We start from the raw sequence: 20,094 nt of genomic DNA on the forward strand, positions 1-20,094 counted from the left end.
CCGGATGACTGTGCCCAGCGCGAAAACCGAGATCAGCACGTGCCCGGTCCGTGGGACCGGGGCGCTGCACCCGCCGCGCTGGGCGCCGACGCCGGTGCGCTGGCAGCACACCGAGGTCGGGTACCTCAAATCGTGGTGGTTGGCACTCAAGGCGATCCGGGCCGGCTATCGACACACCATCTACGAGTACGCCACCGATCTGCCGGGCCAGGACGACATCGTCGTCGCCCGTACGCCGCTGGCCAAGTTCGTGGTGGTGCGCAATCCCGACATCGCCCGTCACGTGCTGGTTTCCAATCAGGACAACTACGCCAAGAATGCGGAGTACGACCTGCTGGCGGTGGCGTTCGGGCGAGGTCTGGTCACTGACCTCAATGATGAACTGTGGCAACGTAACCGGCGATTGGTCCAGCCGATCTTCGCCAAGCGGCAGGTAGATGCCTTCGCGCCGCAGATGACCGAGGCCAGTGTGGCCGCCGCCCGGCGCTGGGAGGCCGACCTGGCCGCCGGTCGACCGGTGGACATCGCCGCCGAGATGAACTACGTGACTTTGGACATCATCGCCCGCACGATGTTCGGCATCGAGCTCAACGGTCGGCTCGCCGAGCAGATGCGCACCGATTTCGCCCGTCTGCTCACGCTTTTCGGCTATGGGTTCCTTCTCGGGGCGGCGCGGCCACTGCGCCGGATCGCCGAGGGATTCTCGTCGCCGCGGTTCTCGATCAATGCCTTGCGTCGGGGCGCATGGCTGGTAGCACCCCGGGCTCGGCGCGGATTGCGGCGCATCGAACGGTTCATCGATCGGCTGATCGCCGACCACCGCAGCGGCAAGATCGAGCGCACCGACAATCTGCTGGCCCTTCTGATCGCGGCCGAGGATCCCGAAACCGGCTACCGCTACAGCGATCTGGAGATCCGCGATGAGGTCATGACGTTCCTCGGCGCGGGCTTCGAAACCACTGCGGCGGCGCTGGCGTGGACCTGGTACCTGCTGTCACAGAACCCCGATGCACGCGATCGGCTCGGCCGTGAACTCGACGAGGTGCTCGGCGGTCGGGAACCCACCGCCGACGATGTCGAGAACCTGCCGTGGACGCAGGCCGTGGTGGCTGAGGCGATGCGCGTCTACCCGCCCATCATGGGTGTGGCTCGGGTGGCGAAATCCGATGACGTGCTGGGTGATTACCCGATCAAGGCCGGTACCAGCGTCGCCATTCTCACGCACAGCGTGCACCACAACGATCGGGTATGGGAGAACGCAGGCACATACGATCCGGAGAGGTTCCTGAAGGAGAACCTCGACGGACCGCAGCGTCGTGCCCAGATGCCGTTCGGTGCGGGCCGGCGGATGTGCATCGCGTCCGGTTTCGCCAGCTTCGAAGCCACGCTGGTGATCGCCACTCTCGCACAGCGTTTCGAGCTCGACCTGATACCGGGGCAACGGCTACGCCGCGAGCTCACCTTCACCGGCGGCCCGGACGGCGAATTGCTGATGGCGGTGCGCAGGCGGACTAACGGCGGTGGCTCAGCACATTGACCACGTTGCCCGCCGCGTCGGCGAAGAAGAACCGCCGGACACCCCATTCCTCGTCGGTCAGTGGATGCACGATCTCCAACCCCGCCTCGACCGCGGACGTATACGCGGCATCGACGTCGTCGACTTCGATCGAAACCGACGGATTCACCGGTGCGGTGGCGTCTTTCGTCATCAGGCTCACCTGATGGCGGTGCTCGGCATCGGCCAGGGTGACGATCCAGCCGTGGTTCATCACCTCGGCCAACCCGAGGGTCTGGGTGTATGCCTCGGCGACAGACAAGTCGGACACCGTGAGCACCGGCATCACCCGCCGCACTGTCATATCGCCGGCCCCAACAGGTCGTCGGCGTCCTTGATCACATACCCGTAGCCCTGCTCGGCCAGGAAGCGCTGCCGGTGGGCCGCATACTCGGCGTCCAACGAATCGCGCGAGACCACCGAGTAGAACACCGCACCGCCGCCGCCGGCCTTGGGACGCAACAGCCGGCCCAGACGCTGCGCCTCTTCCTGGCGGGAGCCGAAAGTACCCGAAACCTGGACGGCGACAGAGGCTTCCGGTAGATCGATGGAGAAGTTGGCGACCTTGCTGACCACCAGCGTGGAGATCTCGCCGCGCCGGAACGCGTCGAACAGGGCCTCGCGCTCGGCGTTCTTGGTCGACCCCTGGATCACCGGGGCGTCCAATTCCTGACCCAGCTCCTCCAGCTGGTCCAGGTAGGCGCCGATCACCAGGGTCGGCTCGCCTGGGTGGCGCGCCAGGATCGAGCGCACGACGGCGATCTTGGTGTGCACCGTCGAGCACAGCTTGTAGCGTTCCTCGGGTTCGGCAGTGGCGTAGAGCATCCGCTCGTTGTCGGTCATCGTCACCCGCACCTCGATGCATTCGGCGGGGGCGATCCAGCCCTGGGCCTCGATGTCCTTCCACGGCGCGTCGTAGCGCTTCGGACCGATCAGCGAGAACACGTCACCCTCGCGGCCGTCCTCACGGATCAGCGTCGCCGTCAGGCCCAGCCGCCGCCGGGACTGCAGATCGGCGGTCATCCGGAACACCGGCGCCGGCAGCAGGTGGACCTCGTCGTAGATGATCAGTCCCCAGTCGCGGCTGTCGAACAGCTCCAGATGCTTGTACTCGCCCTTGGTCCGGCGGGTGATCACCTGGTACGTCGCGATGGTGACCGGCCGGATCTCCTTCTTCTCGCCCGAGTACTCGCCGATCTCGTCCTCGGTCAGCGAGGTGCGGGCCACCAGTTCACGTTTCCACTGCCGCCCGGCCACGGTGTTGGTGACCAGGATCAGCGTCGTCGCGCCGGCCTTGGCCATCGCAGCCGCCCCGACCAGGGTCTTACCGGCGCCGCAGGGCAGCACCACGACACCGGAGCCGCCTGCCCAGAACGAGTCGGTGGCCATCTCCTGGTAGTCGCGCAGCTCCCAGCCGTCCTGGGCCAGCTCGATCGGATGCGCCTCGCCGTCGACGTAGCCCGCGAGGTCCTCCGCCGGCCAGCCGATCTTGAGCAGCATCTGCTTGATGTGGCCACGGTCGCTGTTGTGCACGATCACGGTGTCGTCGTCGATGCGCGCGCCCAGCATCGGGGCGATCTTCTTGTGTCGCAGCACCTCCGTGAGCACGGCGCGATCCAGGCTCACCAGGACCAGGCCGTGCACGGGACTCTTCACCAACTGCAGCCGCCCGTAGCGGCCCATGGTGTCGACGATGTCGACCAGCAGGGGCTGCGGTACCGGGTAGCGCGAGAAGCTGACCAGCGCATCGACCACCTGCTCGGCGTCGTGCCCGGCGGCGCGGGCGTTCCACAGCGCCAACGGGGTGATGCGGTAGGTGTGCACGTGTTCGGGGGCACGTTCGAGCTCGGCGAACGGCGCGATGGCGGCGCGGGCCGCCCCGGCCTGCTCGTGGTCGACCTCGAGCAGCACTGTCTTGTCGGACTGGACGATCAGGGGGCCGTCAGTCATGCGCAGGGGATCCATTCGCTCACGGCGGGAAAACTCATCCCGTCCATTATTCCGAATGCGCCGACATGCGCACTCGGCGCCGTGCGTCGGGGTCAGCGCGGCGCAGCTGCCGGGGGCGCGGGTGGGGCCGCCCCGCCGGACGGCAGCGGTACCTGCGGCACCCCGGGAGTTCCGACCGCGCCGGCCAGCCAGGGCAGGGTCTTGGTCAGCACTTCCTCGGCGAAGGGCCAGTCGTGCTTGCCCGGCAGGGCAGTGATGGCACAGGAGATCCCACGGCTGCGGCCCAGGTCGCACAGGGTGTGCGCAGCTTCGGTCTGGTCGCCCGGATTGCCCCCGGCGTCCTGCCCGCCGAGGCCCACCGCGTCCGGATTGACCGGGTGCGCCCCGCGTTTGACCGGGGCGTCCGAGGAGATCACGAACCAGCCGGAAACTCCCCGGTACCTGTCGTGCTCGTCGATCACGGTGGCGGGATCGAAGGTGGACCAGGCCGCGGCATCGCCGCCGTAGAGCCGGGCGATGGTCTGATCCTTGGTGCCTGCGTTGGGCCCGGTGTCTCCGGCGATGTCGACGAAGGCGCTGAACAACTCGGGGTGCATCACCGTCAGGTCCACGGCGCAGGTTCCGCCCATCGACCAGCCGACGACACCCCAGCCGGTGTCACGCACCCCGAAAGTACGGGTCAGGAAGGGTGGCACGTCTTCGGTGAGGTGGTCGGCGACGTTGCCGCGCGGCCCGTTGACGCATTCGGTGTCGTTGTTGAAGGAGCCGCCGACGTCGACGAAGACGAACACCGGGGTGCTGCCGCCGTGACCGGCGGCGAAATCGTCGATGGTGGCGATCGCGTTGCCGCTGCGCGCCCAATCGGCCGGGGTGTTGAATTCCCCGGCGATCATCATCACCACGGGAAGTTCCGGGGCCGATGCGGAGAACCAGGCCGGCGGCAGGTACACCAGTTCGTCGCGGTGTTTGAAGCCGGATCGGTCCGCGGGAATCGTCACGGACACCAGCTCGCCGTGGGACGGGATGTCACCGCGTTTGCGTTGGTCGAGCGCGGTGGCCAGGTCGGTCTCGCCCGGCAGCGGCCCGGCGGTCACCTCGTTCCACAGTGCCGTGACCGTGGGGAAGTACCCGACCCAGAGATTGACCGCCACGCCGACGCTCAGCAGGCACAAGGGGACGGCGGCCACCGAGGCGGTCCGCCGTCGCCAGTGACTGCCGCGCCACCCCAGCGCCAGCACGGCCGCCGCCAGTCCGGTCAGCCCGATCCAGATCCACAACTCGGCCGGTGCCGGATCGCCCGCGAGGCCCTGCGAATGGACGAACCATCGGGCCCAAGCGGCCAGGCCCAGTCCGACCGCGATCGCGCAAGGCAGCCAGATCAGCCGCCAGCGCCGGGTGCGCCATCCGATGGCCGCGATCAAGGCCACGGCCGCCACCGCCTGCAACGTGGGGGGCAACCAACCGTGCAGCAGGGACACGCCTCGGTAGGCCGGAGGCACCTGATCCGCCGCCATCAACATCGTTGTCACATCGCCATATTGGTGAACCGCTCTGTGAGCAGGCTGTGTCGCGGTCAGTCGCTGTCGGCCGACACCACCGAGGTGACGCGATGGATGGCGAACTCGCGCACCCGTCCGGCAGCCGGATCGAACGCCGTCAGTTGACCGCCGCGCACGTTGATGGGGGAGACCACCCGTTGGGTGGCCACGCCCGCGGGGTCGACGTAGCCGATCACCACGGAGGTCTGGTTGATCGCGGCGTCCTGCAGTTGGGTGATGGCCATGGCCGGGTCCAGACGCACGCTGGCGAACGGTCCCGACGCCACCTTGCGCAGTACCGCGACGATCGCGCCCAGGGTCTGGGCTGTCGGTGGGGTGGGCGGACGGTAGACGCGGCGGCGGGTCGGTGCGATGACGCGGGCGCCACGGGCCCTGATGTCGACGACGGTGCCCGTGGAGTCCTCGGCGGCCGGTGCGAACCCGGCTTCGCGAAGCACCGTGAGCACGTCGGCGATCGGCGCCTGGGACACCGCCACGGTCGGGGCCAGCAAACGCAGCTCGAGGCGGTCGGCGCCCGGCGAGGCGAGGGCCTGGGCCAGCAGTGCGGGATCCTCACACCTCAGGAACGACGTGGCCATGCCGACGCGCAGCTGGCCGTGGCGGCGCGCGACGTCGTCGATGAGATACGTCAATCCTTGCGGCACCGGGGTTTTGGAATGCTTCTCGAACAGGGTGTGTAGCTCGCTGGCGGTCCGGCCCGCGTCGAGCGCGCGCCGGATGGATGCCTCGCTGATCCGGTAGACCATCGCCGCGCCCGCCGATTCGACGGTGGCCACCTCGGCCAGATGCTCGGCCAGGTCCCGTTCCAGCGGGCCGGGCACGATCACCGTGAGGTCGGCCTGCAGCAGGAAGTGGTCGAGTGGTTTGGGCAGCGCCTTGGCCATCGCGGCCAGCACGTCCTCGTCGGGGTCGCCGGCGAGCAAGCCGCGGGCCGGGGTGCTGATCGCGCCGCGGCCCACCATGCCCAGCGAGTGTGCCTCGGCGAGCAGCCCGCTGACGGTGGCAGGCTGCAGGCGCACCGCCCAGCGCGGCCTTCGCCAGACCATCGCCCGGGACGCTTCGGCGCCGTCGGCTCCGGTCCCCGGAGCCAGTTCGGCCAGCACGCTCAGCATCAGCCGGCGGTCCAGCGGAGCGGCCGTCGAGTACAGCGAATCCGACAGTGCGGCAAAGGGTTTGTTGTCCGGGCCGCGGCTCCCGATCAGGGCCGGCCGGGCCGGCAGGTCCAGCCAGGTCGCGGCCAGCAGGTGCCAGCGCACGGCGGTGGGGGATTCGATGAACCTGTCGGCGGCCACCGTCGGCGCCCAGTAGGGGCCGGTCCCGTCACCTGGGTCCGGTTCGGGCATGCCCGCTGCGATCAGCCCCGCACCCGCGGCCAGTTCCAGAAGAAGGCCCAGCCGCGGTTCGTCGATGCCGGTGGTCTTGGCCAACCGCTTGACGTCGCGCACCCCGAGCCCGCCGTTGCGCAACTCGGGAACCGGTGCGCTGCCCAGGGTTTCGATGATCAGATCGATCTCACGTAGCAGGTCGATGGCCGCACCGGCGGCCACCGCGTCCGCATCGGCAGGAGTCGTCGACGTCGTCTGCAGTACCGGTGCGGTCAGCTCCACCGGGCCGGGTGCCTCGCCGCGCATCACCTGGCCGACCACTCGGGGCAGGATCACCGTCTCGGCATCGATCCGGCGCAGCAGCCCGGCCTCGACCAGTCGGGGCACCGGCCGGTCGGGCGGGGTGTCGGGCGCAGCGTCGCGGGTGCGGCCCATGGGGGAGCCCTCCAGCAGCCGGGCCAGCAGATCGCTCTGGGCCTCGTCGAGCCCCGCGAGCAGGTCGGCGATCTCGTCGGCGCTGCGGTCGGAGGTCTCCACGGCGGCCTGACCGACGAACCAGGGCAGGCCCGACGCCACTTCGGGCGCCACCCGGACGGCGGCCTCGCCCCACACCAGGGCGCGCTCGCGCAGATCTTCCAGCGCCGCGGTCACGTCGCCGGATCCGACGCGCTCACCCAACAGTTCGTTCACCTGCGACACCGGGACCGGGTGGGTGTCGGCGTGCAGGACCAGCAGCGCATCCAGGACGGCCAGCCGCAGGAAGTCCAGCGAATCGGTGGCAGCCTTGACCGACTGACGTGAGGTCGCGCGCGCGGCGAGCGCGGCGATCGTTCCCGGTGGCGGCTGGCTCAGGTCGGGCCGCAGTTCCAGCAGGCGGATGAGGCCCTTGTCGTCGAGGTCGGACAGCCAGGCACCCAGCGGGAATCCGGGAGTCTGTGCGGCGGTCATATCCTGACCAGCGTAAAGCAGCCCGCGCTGGACCTCCCCCCGGTCGCTGCGCTCCTGCCCCGCCGGTCTCGCCTCCGGCGCGGGCGCCTGCCACAATGTGGAGCGTGGCTGACAACAAGAAGAACCATTACGTCGACAACGGCTGGCCCGTGCTCTCCGACGGCGATGATCACGCCGTGAGTGAGCTCGCCACCGACCGCACCGGCGCACTGTCGCCGTTCGGCGATGTGACCTTTCCATTGCCGGCCGAAGAGCTGCCCTTCATCCAGTCGGCCACCGTCGTCAACAGGTAACAGTGGGACTGTCGCACCTCGACGAGTCCGGCGCGGCACACATGGTCGACGTCTCGGCCAAGGACGCCACCTTGCGCACCGCGCTGGCCGTGGGTGTCCTGCACACGCGGCCGGACGTGGTGGCCCTCATCGCTTCGGGCGGCCTGCCCAAGGGTGACGCCCTGGCCACCGCGCGGGTGGCCGGAATCATGGCCGCCAAGCGGACCCCCGATCTCATCCCGCTGTGCCATCAATTGGCGCTGACCGGCGTCGACGTGGATTTCGACGCCCGCGAGGCCGCGGTGGCCATCACCGCCACCGTGCGCAGCACCGACCGCACCGGGGTCGAGATGGAGGCCCTGACCGCGGTGAGCGTCGCCGCGCTGACCTTGTACGACATGATCAAGGCCGTCGACCCAGCCGCGCGCATCGACGACATCAAGGTGGTGCGCAAAGAAGGCGGTAAAACGGGATTGTGGGAAAGAACTACGCAGTGACACGTTCGGCGCGGGTCATCATCGCCTCCACCCGTGCCGCGGCAGGGGTGTACGACGACCGGACCGGCCCCCTCATCGTCGGCTGGCTCTCCGATCGCGGATACGACGTCACCGAGCAGATGGTGGTCGCCGACGGGCACGCGGTCGGTGACGCACTGCGCGCCGCCCTGGCCGAGCGGGTCGACCTGATCATCACCTCCGGCGGCACCGGCATCTCACCCACCGATGCGACGCCGGAATCCACCATGTCGGTACTCGACTATCAGATTCCCGGGCTGTCCGATGCCATCCGGCGAGCCGGCGCGCACAAGGTGCCCACCGCGGTGCTGTCCCGCGGCGTCTGCGGCGTCGCCGGGCGCACCCTGATCGTCAACCTCCCCGGATCACCGGGCGGGGTCAAGGACGGGCTGGGTGTGCTGGCCGGCGTGCTGGAGCACGCGTTGGACCAGCTGAGCGGAAAGGACCACTCCCGGTGAGCGCATCCGTCGTACGGGTCGAATTGACCGAGACACCGATCTCGCTGACCGAATACGAGGCCCTGGTGGCACACGAGGCAGCCGGAGCGGTGGTCGGGTTCTCCGGGGTGGTGCGCGATCACGACGGCGGCCGCTCGGTCACCCGGCTCGACTACTCCGCGCATCCCGATGCCCTTCAGACCTTGCAAGAGGTGGCCGCCGAGGTGGCCGCGCAGGCCTCCGGGGTACGTGCGATCGCGGTCAGCCACCGCATCGGCACCCTACAAATAGGAGACGCCGCCCTGGTGGCCGCTGTGGCAGCGGACCACCGCGGGGCGGCGTTCGAAACCTGTGCCCGCCTCGTCGACACCGTCAAAGAGCGGCTACCGGTGTGGAAGCACCAGTACTTCTCCGACGGCACCGACGAGTGGGTCGGTTCGGCCTGAAACTCAGCCGTTGATGACGATGTTGCCGTCGAGGCCCTGATTCTCGATGGCCTGCTGGATCTGAGCGACGTAGCTGACCGGCTGCGCAGGGGCGGGAGCCGCGTCAGGAGCCGGGGCCTCAGGGGCGGGCGCGGGAGCCTCGGGAGCGGGCACCTGCAGTGCAGCGTCGGTGATCGGGGCGGACTCGGGGGCCGGGGCCAGCGCGGCGTCCATCGGGGCGGCCTCGGGGGCCGGGGCGGGCGCCTCGGGGGCCGGCGGCAGCGCTTCGGGAGCCGGCGGGGCGGCGTCGGGGAGCGGTGCGGCCATCGCATCGGCGGGCGGCGCGTCAGGAGCCGGAGCATCGGGGGCGGGCGGCAGTTCACCGTTGACCGCGGGCGCATCCAGCGGGGCGGCCGGAGCGGGCTCGTTGACCACGTTGCGCGGGGTGGCGCTCGAAGAGGCCGCGGCCGCAGACGGGCCAAGCGCCCTTGCCCTGGCCGGCGAGAACGCGCTCGGCGACGGCGATCTGTTGTTCCTTGGTGGCCAGGAAGGCGCTGGGTGCGTACTCGCCGCCGCCGTGGGAGGACCACGTGCTGGGGGAGAACTGCAGGCCGCCGTGGTAGCCGTTGCCGGTGTTGATTGCCCAGTTGCCACCGGACTCGCAGCGGGCTACCTGGTCCCACTCGCCATCGGTGGCGGCCATGGCCTGACCGGCCAGTGCGAGGCCGCTACCACCGAGCACAGCTCCGGTGAAGGCGATCTTGGCGACATTCTTTGCTGAAGACGAGGAAGCGGGCTTGCGATGCCGTCCACTCATAAGCGTGAAGGTCCTCTCGTAGGCGCCCACGAGGTCAGCTGTCGGGTTCGGGTGGGAGAGGTCACCCGGCCGGCGTCGTCGAAACGGCGACGGCTTCACCCCAAGGGGCCGCAAGCGGCTCCTGGTCCTGAAGTAAATCGGTGGACCGGTTGGGTCCCCCGCCTCCATCCTTGTTTGTTCGTTGTGAACCTCTGCCCGATGGATGGAGCTCGGCGCTACCGGTAGGAGGTGGGTCAACTGATTAGGGTCGGTTGACTTGGGAATGAACGTTAACGGCTCCCCGCAATCCCGTCACCTTTAGCGGCCTCGGGCGTTTTGGCTCTGAGCAAACTCTAAAAGTTGTTTAAAGGTGCAGGTTATTTCTGCGTTGTCGCAGGTGGACGCGGCGCTCCACCCTGCTGTAGCCAGCTCGTGACCATTTCGTTATGTGATGCAAATCACGTTAGCCGCCGGCGAATGGCGGTAACACATCAATGGTTTGTGACGTTGAAATCGCCTTGTTCATATCGCGCACGGCCATCCCGTCCGACAGGTATGAGCAGCGCTTAAGCACGCGCGCGAGCTCCGCGTCGCGACCGCTGAGATGCTCGACGAGCGTCGCGATCGTCGAATCCTCGGCCAAATCTAACGTTTCCGTATCAACTCCGGCCGCAGCCGCCGCAGCGGCGAAATAGCGGACCGTCACGGCCACGGTGCGCCCTGTCATCTAGCCGCCGATCGCGCTCATCGGCCGGACGGGCTGCACGAAATCCGGGTCGTTGATCCCGTGCCCCGCGGGCTTTGCCCACATTGCAGTTCGCCATGCAGTTTCGATGGCGGCATCGTCGGCGCCGCCACGCAGCAGCGCGCGCAGATCGCTCTCCTCGGTGGAGAACAGGCAGCTGCGGACCTGACCGTCGGCCGTCAGCCTGGTGCGGTCACAGTCCGAACAGAACGCATGTGACACCGAGGCGATCACTCCGACGGTGCCCGCGGGGTGATCCGTGCTCGCGGCGACCTGCCAGAGCTCGGCCGGCGCCGAGCCGCGCGGCTTCGGGTCGGGATGCAGGTCGAAGTGGCGGCCCAGCGTGCCCAGGATGGCCTCGGAGTCGATCACCCTGCCCCGCTGCCAGGTGTGTCCGGCGTCCAGCGGCATCTGCTCGATGATCCGCAGCTGGTAGCCGTGATCCAGGCAGTAGCCCAGCAGGTCCACCACGTCGTCGAGACCTGAAACCGGGTCGAGTACCGCGTTGACCTTTACCGGCTCCAGTCCGGCCGCCTTGGCGGCCGCCAGGCCGTCGAGCACGTCGGCAAGCCGGTCCCGGCGCGTGATCCGGGCGAAGTGGGCTGCGTCGACGCTGTCCAGCGACACGTTGATCCGGTCCAGGCCCGCCTGCTTGAGGCCCGCGGCACGTCGGTCCAGCCCGATGCCGTTGGTGGTCAGGGTGATCTCCGGCCGCGGGCGCAGTGCTGCGGCTGCGGCGACCACATCCTCGAGGTGGCGCGTGACCAAGGGCTCGCCACCGGTGAACCGCACACTGGTGATCCCGAGCCGGGTGACGGCGATGCGCAACAACCGGCTCAGTTCGGCGGTGCTGAGCAGCGCATCCCCGGGCAGCCAGTCCAGACCCTCGGCAGGCATGCAGTAGGTACACCGCAGATTGCACTTGTCGGTGAGTGACACCCGCAGGTCGGTGGCGACGCGGCCGTAGGTGTCGACGAGTGGACCGGTCGCCGGGGCCGGATCCAGAGACGGGGCACCGGATCGATGTACCGCGGGCAACCCGAGCGGGGTCAGCGTCATACCGGGGCCTTCAGTGAGTCGACCGGGACGATGTCCTTGCCCAGCGGGACCAGCGAGACCGGGATCATCTTGAGATCGGCCAGCGCCAGCGGGATTCCGACGATGGTGACGGCCATGGCCACCGCGCTGATCAGATGCCCGAGCGCCAGCCACCAGCCGAACAGGATGATCCAGATGATGTTGCCGACCAGGGCGCCGGGCCGGGTACCCGGCTTGTCCACGATGGTCCGGCCGAACGGCCACAGCGCGTAGGACGCGATGCGCAGCGAGGCGAACCCGAACGGGATGGTGATGATCAGCACGAAACAGATCAGTGCGGCCAGCAGGTAACCCAGCGCCAGCCACAGGCCGCCGAAGATCAACCAGATGATGTTCAGTACCACTCGCATTACCGGCGCATCTCTCTTCCAGAGGTGGTTCCCAGCCTACCGAGTAATAGGGGTGAAGCACCCGGGCAGGGCCGAGTAAGATCGCTCCATCGCGTCCCGGCGCTGACGGGACGCGAGCTTTATGTGTGTAGGTAGTTCTGACAAGACGAGCGGGTGAGTGCAGTGCCGACCGGCAAGGTGAAGTGGTACGACGCCGAAAAGGGCTTCGGCTTTGTGTCCCAGGAGGACGGTGAGGACGTCTATGTGCGGTCCTCGGCGTTGCCCGCGGGTGTCGAAGGCCTCAAGGCCGGTCAACGTGTCGAGTTCGGCGTGGCTGCCGGTCGTCGTGGCCCGCAGGCGTTGAGCCTCAAGCTGATCGACCCGCCGCCGAGCCTGAGCCGCTCCCGGCGCGAGGCCGAGCGTCCCGAGCACAAGCACACTCCCGATGAGCTGCACGGCATGGTTTCGGACATGATCACGCTGCTCGAAGACATCGTGCAGCCCGAGCTGCGCAAGGGGCGCTACCCCGACCGTAAGGTCGCGCGCCGGGTGTCCGAGGTGGTCAAGGCCGTCGCGCAGGAGCTCGACGCCTGATCTTCTGGTTCGCCGGGTGTTGCTCGGCGCACCGTGGGGCCAGTATGTAGGTATGGCTCAGGGCACCTACGTCGCCGACAAGTCCACCTCCGGTGAGTTCAACCGCGACACGAACTACATCACCACCCGCATCACGGCAGATGGACGTGACGGCTATCCCGTCGAGGCAGGCCGGTACCGGCTGATCGTCGCGCGTGCCTGCCCGTGGGCCAACCGCACGATCATCGTGCGACGCCTGCTGGGCCTGGAAAGCGTTCTGTCGATTGGTTTTTGCGGCCCGACGCACGATGCGCGCAGCTGGACGTTCGACCTCGACCCCGGCGGGCTCGACCCGGTGCTCAAGATCCCGCGGTTGCAGGACGCGTATTTCAAGCGTGACCCCGACTACCCGAAGGGCATCACCGTGCCCGTCATCGTCGAGGTGGCCACGGGTGCGGTGGTGACCAACGACTTCGCCCAGATGACGCTGGACTTCTCCACCGAGTGGACCGCGTATCAGCGCGAGGGGGCCCCGCAGCTGTATCCCGAGCCGCTGCGCGCGGAGATCGACGAGGTGGCCAAGCGGATCTACACCGAGGTCAACAACGGGGTGTACCGCTGCGGATTCGCGGGCTCACAACAGGCTTACGACGCCGCCTACGACCGGCTGTTCACCGCGCTGGACTGGCTGACCGACCGGCTGAGCTCCCAGCGTTATCTGGTGGGCGACACCATCACCGAGGCCGACGTCCGGCTGTTCACCACGCTCGCCCGGTTCGACCCGGTCTATCACGGCCATTTCAAGTGCAACCGGGCCAAGCTCGCCGAGATGGACGTGTTGTGGGCGTACGCGCGGGATCTGTTCCAGACGCCCGGCTTCGGTGACACCATCGACTTCGTCCAGATCAAGCAGCACTACTACATCGTGCATTCGGACATCAATCCGACGCAGATCGTGCCCAAGGGGCCGGACCTGGCCAACTGGCTGACGCCCCACGGTCGGGAATCCTTGGGCGGCAGGCCTTTCGGCGACGGAACTCCGCCCGGGCCGACGCCCGAGGGTGAGCGGGTGCCTGCCGGGCACTCGGCGGGTTAGCGCGCGTCCGCCCCGGTGCGGTCCGGCCAGACCGTGCTGACGGACCACTCGGCGTGGGGTAGCGCGAACTCTTGGCCGTCCTGGTCCTGTACCAGGGTCAGCATCTGGACCGCCAGCCCGGTGAGCCGGCCCCGGTTGGGGTCGACCGTGGGGATGGTGACGGCCAGCGTCGTCTTGGGTGCGTAGTACGTCACCGTCGTGTCGATCGGGTTCTCGTACACCCGCAGCAGCCGCCACGGTGCCCGGGCGACCGAACTCGGCACCGAGAGCTGGACCGGACTTTCCTTTGTGACCCGCAGTTCGCCCGCATCGCGCGGTTCCTTGCAGTCGTCGAGGTTGAGCACTTCGCAATACTGGAACGGCCCGACCCGCACCGAATGCCCGTGCGAGTACGCGCTGATCTCCGGCAGCTGGTCGCCGTGCGAACTGTGCAACCGCCAGACTCCGACCGTGGTGCCGGCGATCGCCAGCACGACCACGGCCGCCAGGGCCGCCAGGGCGCGTTTCATCGGGACTCCCACTGTGCTGTCGTCGGTGCTGTCGAGGGACAGCTGCCGCCTTCTCGTGCGGCGTGGACCGGGCGGTTACCGCCCAGTCCGGGAATCAGCGATTCGCCGCGATAGCTCACGATGGTCTGCGCCAGGCCCAGTATCAGCACGGCCGTGATCGTAGTGAACCCGACTGTGAGGTCTGTATAGATCAGCACCCCGGTGGCGCCGCCGGCCACCCAGGCCAGCTGCAGCACCGATTCCGAGCGGCCGAACGCCGAGGCCCGCGAGGCCTCGGGCAGGTCGTCTTGAAGGGATGCGTCCAGTGAGGCCTTCGCGATGGCGCTGGCGCCGGAGGTGACCAGTGTCGCCCCGGCAGCCACCAGCAGGTTGCCGGTCAAGGCGGTGGCCAGCGCGACGGCGGTGACGGCGGCGGCGGCCCGCACGACCAGCTGCGCGGGGTGGCCGAGTTTGAGCCGGGCCGCGGCGATGTTGCCGCCGAAGTTGCCGATCCCGGCCGCGGCCCCGATGAGTCCGAGGATCAGCAGCTGTTCCCAGCCGCTGGCATCGTGGGACTTGGCGACGAACGCGGGGTAGAGGAACAGGAATCCGACCATCACCTTGATGGTGCAGTTGCCCCACAGGGCGGTGATGGTGTTGCGGCCCAACGGCTGACGTTCGGCCTTGGGCTTTCCGGGGTGCCGGCGCAGCTCGCCCGGGCCGCCCGATTGGCCGTGGTAGCTCAGGGTGGTGGGCACCTCGCCCTCGGTGACCTCGACCCACTTGGGGATGCGCATCGACAGCACCGCACCGGCGACGCTGACCGCGACGACCACGTACAGCGCGCCGGGCAGCTGCGCCACGTTGAACAGATATTCGGCGCCTGCGGCGATACCGCCGCCGACGACGGTGCCGCCGAGCAGGCCGAAGGTGGTCAACCGGGAGTTCACCCGGACCAGGTCGATCGACGGCGGCAGCACGCGCGGGGTGACCGCGCTGCGGAGCACCGAGAAGGATTTGGACAGCACCATCATGCCGAGCGCGCACGGGTAGAGCACCCAGGACGGATAGCTTCCGGTGGCGCCGTCGTAATTGGCGATCAGCACCACGATCAGCACCGTGCGCAACGCGAACGAGGCGGCCAGCGCCATCCGGCGGCCGTGCTGCAGGCGGTCCAGCGCCGGCCCGATCAGCGGGGCGATCACCGCGAACGGAGCGATGGTGATCAGCAGGTAAAGCGCGACCTTGCCCTTGGACTCGCCGCTGGCCGCGGCGAAGAACAACGTGTTGGCCAGCGCGACGGCCATCGCCGCGTCGACGGCGAAGTTGGCCACCACCGGCCAGGTCAGTGCGGTCAGCCCGGACTTGTCGGCGCCGTCGGCGGTGGCGGCACGGTGCACGAAACCGTACATCCGCGAGCCCATTTCGCGGCTGCGCGCCGCGGCAGCGCGGGTGACGGTGACCTTCTCGCCGGCTGCCGACCCGACCCCGCGGGACGGCGGCGGGTCGTCGGGCGCCGAGTACGCGGCGGTGTGTTGCTCATCGAGCGGCGGCAGCCAGCGGTTTGAGCTGGGCACCGATTGCCTGGGTGGCCGGCGCGGCGTCTCGTCGCTGGGGTAATTGGCCATTCCGGGATGTTCCGCGCCGTGATCGGCCGGCGGCCGCGGCGGGTAGTAGGTCACCCCCTGATTCTCTCTTATCGGGCGCGCAGGCGGCCGACCGCCGACCGGTGTGGCCCGAGGTCGCCCCGATCAGGCACTATGGAGGCGATGGAAAGCGTGACCGAATCTGCTGAGCAGACTCCCGACACCGGCTCGACAGCCGCCCCCGAGCCGACGTCGCCGGAGCAGGAGGCGTTGCTGCTGGGTGCCGCCGAGCAGGCCCGTGCGGCGTTGATCGAGTTCAGCGGTGAGGGCACCGTGGGCGAATACCTCGGCGTGAGCGTCGAGGATGCCGCCTCCGCCACGCACCGGTTCCTGGCCGATCTGCCTGGTTACCGAGGCTGGCAGTGGGCCGTCGTCGTGGCGGCCTACCCGGGCGCCGATCACGCGACGATCAGCGAGTTGGTCCTGATTCCGGGGCCGACGGCGCTGCTGGCGCCGCAGTGGGTGCCGTGGCACGAGCGGATCCGTCCCGGCGATCTGGGGCCCGGCGACCTGCTGGCCCCGGCGCCGAACGACCCTCGTCTGGTTCCGGGTTACGTGGCCACCGGCGATCCGCTGATCGACGACGCGCCCCTGGAGCTCGGCCTCGGCCGGCGCCAGGTGCTCAGTGAGTGGGGCCGGGGGCAGGCGGCGCAGCGTTGGCACGACGGCGATTACGGGCCGGGTTCGGCGATGGCCCGCTCGACGCGCCGGGTCTGCCGCGACTGTGGGTTCTACCTGCCGCTGGGCGGCGCGCTGGGCTTGATGTTCGGTGTGTGCGCCAACGATCTGTCTGCCGACGGGCACGTCGTCGAGGCCGAGTACGGCTGCGGGGCCCATTCGGACACCCCGCAACCGCCGGGAACCGGGTCGCCGATGTTCGAGCCGTACGACGACGGTGTGCTCGATACCGCCGACTGAGGCGGGCTCAGTTCTCGGCGGCGGCCTTGATCCGCGCCAGCGAGGCGTTCATCCCGTCGACGAGTTCGTCTTCGAAGCTCGGGACTCCGCCGAACAATGCGCCGACCAGAGCGTTGGACACCGCAGTCGTGCCGTTCTCGGCGTGCCGGGATTCGGTCACCCGGGTGCCGGTGGCGGTCGGTTCCAGTTCGTAGCTCCACACGGTGTTGTTGCCTTCGACCAGGAACGCGAGCCTCTTGTTGTCGACGACCTCGGTGATGCGTGACGTGGTGGGCCAGAACACGAATTTGCGCCGGTTGAGATTGAACGTGCGGGTACCGGGACGCAGCGGGCCGAGGGTCTTCATGAATCGGCACTGTGGGCTCCACTGCGGCATCCGGCTCAGGTCCGAGATCAGCCCCCACACCTTGTCGACCGGTGCGTCGATGTCGATGGTGGCTTGCAGAAGTGGTGCGGCCATGGTGTCTCCTCAGGTCAATCCGCTTTGCGCACCGCGGGATCCACGGCGCACAGCACGGCGCTGGATCAGAAAGATAGTCGTCCCCAGTACGCCGATCGCCAGCCCGGCGAGCGTGAACGGCCGCCAGTGTTGCAGACCGCTGACAGTGAAGGCCACGATGGTGGCGATGAGCCAGCCCGTGGCGATCACGACGATCACGGGCCACGGCTCCAGCAACGCGGCGGGCAGGGCAGGCGGCTGCGGCGCCGACGTGTCGTTGGTGTCCTCGGTCATCGGTGACCAACGTATCCGATACGGTGCGGATTCATTGGTCTTGGTTTTAGCCCTTTACCGTCGCAGCCTCAGTATTATTTCCGATGTGAAGGATCCGGAGGCGCGGCTCGCGAACGATCTGGCTCTGGCGGTTGTCCGTCTCGCTCGTCAATTACGTACGCGGCGTGCGCAATCCCCGGTTTCGCTGACCCAGTTCTCAGCGCTGGCCACCTTGGCCAAGGAGGGCGCGATGACTCCGGGCGCCCTGGCTGTGCGGGAGCGGGTGCGCCCTCCGTCGATGACCCGCGTGATCGCCTCGCTGGCCGAGCAGGGTCTGGTGGCCCGCTCTGCCCATCCGGTGGACGGACGTCAGATCGTCGTGTCCGCCTCGCCGGCCGGGATGACCCTCGTCGAGGCCGAGCGCCGGGCGAGCCAGGAGTGGCTCAAGGTGCAGCTCCAGCGGCTGGATCCTGATGAACGCCAGACCCTGCTCACCGCGACGGATCTGATGTCGGCCATGGTTCTCGAAGGCGCGTGAGTCTGCTGCACGTCATCGACATAGCGGATCCGGCCGACCCCCGATTGGACGACTTCCGCGATCTCAACAGCGTGGACCGCAGGCCCGATCTACCCAGTGGCAAGGGTCTGGTGATCGCCGAAGGCGTGCTGGTGGCGCAGCGCCTACTGGCGTCCCGGTTCGTCCCGCGCGCACTTCTCGGCACCGACCGGCGCCTGGCGGAACTGGCTGCCGACCTCGAGGGCGTGGACGTGCCGTACTACCGGACCAGCGCGGAGGTGATGGCCGCCGTGGTCGGGTTCCACCTCAACCGTGGCGTGCTGGCGTCGGCTTCGCGGGCACCTGAGTTGTCGGTGGCACAGGTGATTTCCGGGGCCCGCACCGTGGCGGTGCTCGAAGGCGTCAACGACCACGAGAATCTCGGGTCGATCTTCCGCAACGCCGCGGGGCTCGCGGTCGATGCCGTGGTGTTCGGCGCGGGATGTGCCGATCCGCTGTACCGGCGGGCGGTGCGGGTGTCGATGGGGCATGCCCTGCTGGTTCCGTTCGCGCGGGCGGGCTCGTGGCCCGGTGATCTGGAGCTGTTGCGGGAAAACGGTTTTCGGCTCCTGGCCATGACGCCTGATCCGGCTGCGGCGACGCTGTCCGAAGCGATGTCGCAGCTCGACGGCGACCGGGTCGCGGTGCTGGTCGGCGCGGAGGGGCCGGGCCTGACCGAACACACCATGCGGGCCAGCGACGTGCGGGTGCGCATCCCGATGTCACGCGGTACCGATTCGCTCAACGTCGCCACGGCGGCGGCGCTGGCGTTCTATGAACGTGCCCGGCTCGGGAGCTGAGATCGCGTTAGATTGACTCCGTGACCGACGATTCCACGCCGTGGGGGACCGGCCTGACCGTGGCGGCCTTCGTGGCGGTGGTGCTGGGGGCGGCGATCGTGGTGCTCGGGGTGGGGCTGCTGCGTGTCCACCCGCTGCTGGCGATCGGGCTGAACATGGTGGCAGTCGGTGGACTGGCCCCCACCGTGTGGGGCTGGCGGCACCGGCCGGTGTGGCGCTGGTTCGTCCTGGGGTCGGGCGTCGGCGTGGCGTGCGGCTGGCTGGCTCTGCTGGCGATCGGCCTCACGCAGGGCTGACCCAATTACCGCTCAGGCCACCAGTTCTGCCGCCGTGTAGTTGGCGTCGAGCAGTCCGGCGACCGCCTCGTCGCGGCGGAACGGCCTGCCGTGGACCGCGAACATCCTTTCGGCCGTGGTGGTTTCGGGTTGCCAGCCGGTTTCGGTCAGGTAGTCCGCGACGGCGTTGCGGTCGCCCGAGAAGATCAGGTCAGACAGGTCGTCCAGTTCCAGGCCCTGCTCGCGCTGGTGGTCGGTCAGTGTCCGTATCCGGCTCTCGGCGAGGTCGGAGTGCTCGCTCATCCAGTCGGTGGCGATGCGGCTGCCCGGTGCGCTCAGGGTGGTGATGTTGTCGAACAGCCGGTCCTGGGCCTCGGGAGGCAGATACCCGAGCAGTCCTTCGGCGATCCATGCGGTCGGCGCCTGCGGGTCGAAGCCGCGGGCGCGCAGGGCGGCGGGCCAGTCCTGGCGCAGGTCGATGCCGATGGCGTGCAGTTCCGCGGTCGGTGCGGCGCCCAGATCGGCAAGCGTTCGGCCCTTGAACTCGATGACCGCCGGCTGATCCAGTTCGAACACCGTCATCCCGGCCGGCCAGGGCATCCGGTAGGCGCGGGCGTCCAGTCCCGAGGCCAGGATGACGGCCTGACGGATGCCCGCCTCGACGGCGGCCAGGAAGAAGTCGTCGAAGTAGCGGGTTCGGATCGCCATGCCGTCGGCGATCACGTGCGGATCGAGCGGCTCGGCGGCGCCCTCGGCGACCAGGTCACCCTGGGCCAGGCGCATGTAGTAGTCCACCCCGACGGCGTCGACCAGGGGTCGTGCGTACGGGTCGGAGATCAGCGGGTCGGCAGCACTGGAGGCCAGGGCGCGGGAGGCGGCCACGCCGGTGGCGGTGGCGCCGACGCCGGTGGCCAGATCCCAGGTGTCGTTCTCGGTGCGTGGCATGAGCCCTCCAGATGTATAGCAAAGCTAGTTATTAGACACTATAACTAACTTTGGAGCATGCGGCAGAGTCGCGTGCGCCACATCGGGACGTCAGCGCTGAAGATTGCGGTCACCGGGTGGCCGAGATCTTC

23 protein-coding genes, 1 pseudogene and 1 riboswitch are annotated in these 20,094 nt (G+C 68.7%); of the genes and pseudogenes, 11 read left to right on the forward strand and 13 right to left on the reverse strand.

The genetic code is table 11. The features are described from left to right. The first annotated feature begins 4 nt into the window (after window positions 1-4). Window positions 5-1,537: a cytochrome P450 gene (locus ACNQR1_RS07470; RefSeq protein WP_418045174.1), complete on the forward strand. Its 1,533-nt coding sequence runs from the start codon at window positions 5-7 to the stop codon at window positions 1,535-1,537. Here the strand turns inward: ACNQR1_RS07470 and ACNQR1_RS07475 are convergent. From ACNQR1_RS07475 to ACNQR1_RS07490, 4 genes are all read right to left on the reverse strand, one after another. Further along, window positions 1,512-1,859: a VOC family protein gene (locus ACNQR1_RS07475; protein ID WP_418045175.1), complete on the reverse strand. Its 348-nt coding sequence runs from the start codon at window positions 1,857-1,859 to the stop codon at window positions 1,512-1,514. The two genes, ACNQR1_RS07470 and ACNQR1_RS07475, sit on opposite strands and share 26 nt — an antisense overlap. After that, window positions 1,856-3,505: a DNA repair helicase XPB gene (locus ACNQR1_RS07480; RefSeq protein ID WP_418045176.1), complete on the reverse strand. Its 1,650-nt coding sequence runs from the start codon at window positions 3,503-3,505 to the stop codon at window positions 1,856-1,858. The genes ACNQR1_RS07475 and ACNQR1_RS07480 overlap by 4 nt, the downstream gene beginning before the upstream one ends. A 92-nt stretch (window positions 3,506-3,597) precedes the next feature. Continuing rightward, complete coding sequence (locus ACNQR1_RS07485) at window positions 3,598-5,025, reverse strand: alpha/beta hydrolase (protein ID WP_418050309.1); 1,428 nt, start codon at window positions 5,023-5,025, stop codon at window positions 3,598-3,600. 53 nt (window positions 5,026-5,078) lie between these two features. After that, window positions 5,079-7,337, reverse strand: a complete 2,259-nt coding sequence (locus tag ACNQR1_RS07490; RefSeq protein ID WP_418045177.1) for a helicase-associated domain-containing protein — start codon at window positions 7,335-7,337, stop codon at window positions 5,079-5,081. 95 nt (window positions 7,338-7,432) lie between these two features. Here ACNQR1_RS07490 and ACNQR1_RS07495 point away from each other — a divergent pair, with 95 nt between their 5' ends. From ACNQR1_RS07495 to ACNQR1_RS07510, 4 genes are read left to right on the forward strand one after another with little or no spacing between them, the layout of a single operon-like run. Next, the gene (locus tag ACNQR1_RS07495; RefSeq protein WP_036447637.1) at window positions 7,433-7,630 is read left to right on the forward strand and encodes a hypothetical protein; all 198 of its coding nucleotides are present in this window, start codon (window positions 7,433-7,435) and stop codon (window positions 7,628-7,630) included. A 2-nt stretch (window positions 7,631-7,632) separates the two neighbouring features. After that, window positions 7,633-8,106: a cyclic pyranopterin monophosphate synthase MoaC gene (moaC, locus tag ACNQR1_RS07500; protein WP_418045178.1), complete on the forward strand. Its 474-nt coding sequence runs from the start codon at window positions 7,633-7,635 to the stop codon at window positions 8,104-8,106. Further along, window positions 8,103-8,582, forward strand: a complete 480-nt coding sequence (locus ACNQR1_RS07505) for a MogA/MoaB family molybdenum cofactor biosynthesis protein (RefSeq protein WP_418045179.1) — start codon at window positions 8,103-8,105, stop codon at window positions 8,580-8,582. Before moaC ends, ACNQR1_RS07505 begins: the two co-directional genes overlap by 4 nt. Further along, entirely contained in the window at window positions 8,579-9,007 is a 429-nt protein-coding gene (locus tag ACNQR1_RS07510) for a molybdenum cofactor biosynthesis protein MoaE (protein ID WP_418045180.1), read from the forward strand. Before ACNQR1_RS07505 ends, ACNQR1_RS07510 begins: the two co-directional genes overlap by 4 nt. Window positions 9,008-9,010: 3 nt before the next feature. Here ACNQR1_RS07510 and ACNQR1_RS07515 read toward each other — a convergent pair. The 4 genes and pseudogenes from ACNQR1_RS07515 to ACNQR1_RS07530 form a co-directional block, all read right to left on the reverse strand. Continuing rightward, window positions 9,011-9,803 (reverse strand): annotated as a pseudogene (locus ACNQR1_RS07515) (transglycosylase family protein). An 8-nt stretch (window positions 9,804-9,811) separates the two neighbouring features. Further along, window positions 9,812-10,026, reverse strand: a riboswitch (cyclic di-AMP (ydaO/yuaA leader). 219 nt (window positions 10,027-10,245) lie between these two features. Next, entirely contained in the window at window positions 10,246-10,509 is a 264-nt protein-coding gene (locus ACNQR1_RS07520) for a MoaD/ThiS family protein (RefSeq protein ID WP_418045182.1), read from the reverse strand. Next, window positions 10,510-11,586, reverse strand: coding sequence for a GTP 3',8-cyclase MoaA (gene moaA / locus ACNQR1_RS07525; RefSeq protein ID WP_418045183.1), 1,077 nt, complete (start codon window positions 11,584-11,586; stop codon window positions 10,510-10,512). Next, on the reverse strand, window positions 11,583-11,975 hold the full coding sequence (locus tag ACNQR1_RS07530; protein WP_418045185.1) for a YccF domain-containing protein: 393 nt from the start codon (window positions 11,973-11,975) through the stop codon (window positions 11,583-11,585). Before ACNQR1_RS07530 ends, moaA begins: the two co-directional genes overlap by 4 nt. Before the next feature lie 162 nt (window positions 11,976-12,137). On the opposite strand from ACNQR1_RS07530, the gene ACNQR1_RS07535 reads away from it, so the two are divergent. After that, a complete protein-coding gene (locus ACNQR1_RS07535; protein ID WP_064896958.1) occupies window positions 12,138-12,548 on the forward strand; it encodes a cold-shock protein in 411 nt (136 codons plus the stop codon). Between the two features lie 52 nt (window positions 12,549-12,600). Beyond that, window positions 12,601-13,623, forward strand: coding sequence for a glutathione S-transferase family protein (locus tag ACNQR1_RS07540; protein ID WP_418045187.1), 1,023 nt, complete (start codon window positions 12,601-12,603; stop codon window positions 13,621-13,623). Here the strand turns inward: ACNQR1_RS07540 and ACNQR1_RS07545 are convergent. Beyond that, on the reverse strand, window positions 13,620-14,132 hold the full coding sequence (locus tag ACNQR1_RS07545; RefSeq protein ID WP_418045189.1) for a DUF2771 domain-containing protein: 513 nt from the start codon (window positions 14,130-14,132) through the stop codon (window positions 13,620-13,622). The two genes, ACNQR1_RS07540 and ACNQR1_RS07545, sit on opposite strands and share 4 nt — an antisense overlap. Beyond that, a complete protein-coding gene (locus tag ACNQR1_RS07550) occupies window positions 14,129-15,739 on the reverse strand; it encodes an MFS transporter (protein ID WP_418050310.1) in 1,611 nt (536 codons plus the stop codon). Before ACNQR1_RS07550 ends, ACNQR1_RS07545 begins: the two co-directional genes overlap by 4 nt. A gap of 141 nt (window positions 15,740-15,880) precedes the next feature. Here ACNQR1_RS07550 and ACNQR1_RS07555 point away from each other — a divergent pair, with 141 nt between their 5' ends. Further along, complete coding sequence (locus tag ACNQR1_RS07555) at window positions 15,881-16,675, forward strand: DUF3027 domain-containing protein (protein WP_418045190.1); 795 nt, start codon at window positions 15,881-15,883, stop codon at window positions 16,673-16,675. A 7-nt stretch (window positions 16,676-16,682) separates the two neighbouring features. Here ACNQR1_RS07555 and ACNQR1_RS07560 read toward each other — a convergent pair whose 3' ends face one another. Continuing rightward, entirely contained in the window at window positions 16,683-17,135 is a 453-nt protein-coding gene (locus ACNQR1_RS07560) for an SRPBCC family protein (protein ID WP_211155857.1), read from the reverse strand. 9 nt (window positions 17,136-17,144) lie between these two features. Continuing rightward, a complete protein-coding gene (locus ACNQR1_RS07565) occupies window positions 17,145-17,408 on the reverse strand; it encodes a DUF2530 domain-containing protein (RefSeq protein WP_418045192.1) in 264 nt (87 codons plus the stop codon). A gap of 85 nt (window positions 17,409-17,493) precedes the next feature. On the opposite strand from ACNQR1_RS07565, the gene ACNQR1_RS07570 reads away from it, so the two are divergent. The 3 genes from ACNQR1_RS07570 to ACNQR1_RS07580 are packed head-to-tail and all read left to right on the forward strand — an operon-like array spanning window position 17,494 to window position 19,039. Beyond that, a complete protein-coding gene (locus tag ACNQR1_RS07570; protein WP_418045194.1) occupies window positions 17,494-17,925 on the forward strand; it encodes a MarR family winged helix-turn-helix transcriptional regulator in 432 nt (143 codons plus the stop codon). Then, window positions 17,922-18,743 carry a TrmH family RNA methyltransferase gene (locus ACNQR1_RS07575; protein WP_418045196.1) on the forward strand — a complete coding sequence of 274 codons (822 nt, stop codon included), beginning with the start codon at window positions 17,922-17,924 and terminating at the stop codon, window positions 18,741-18,743. The genes ACNQR1_RS07570 and ACNQR1_RS07575 overlap by 4 nt, the downstream gene beginning before the upstream one ends. A gap of 20 nt (window positions 18,744-18,763) precedes the next feature. After that, window positions 18,764-19,039: a DUF2537 domain-containing protein gene (locus tag ACNQR1_RS07580; RefSeq protein WP_418045198.1), complete on the forward strand. Its 276-nt coding sequence runs from the start codon at window positions 18,764-18,766 to the stop codon at window positions 19,037-19,039. 12 nt (window positions 19,040-19,051) lie between these two features. Here ACNQR1_RS07580 and ACNQR1_RS07585 read toward each other — a convergent pair whose 3' ends face one another. Continuing rightward, the gene (locus tag ACNQR1_RS07585; RefSeq protein WP_418045200.1) at window positions 19,052-19,963 is read right to left on the reverse strand and encodes a class I SAM-dependent methyltransferase; all 912 of its coding nucleotides are present in this window, start codon (window positions 19,961-19,963) and stop codon (window positions 19,052-19,054) included. Window positions 19,964-20,094: the final 131 nt, after the last annotated feature.

This window comes from Mycobacterium sp. 48b (assembly GCF_048282725.1).
GTDB lineage: Bacteria > Actinomycetota > Actinomycetes > Mycobacteriales > Mycobacteriaceae > Mycobacterium.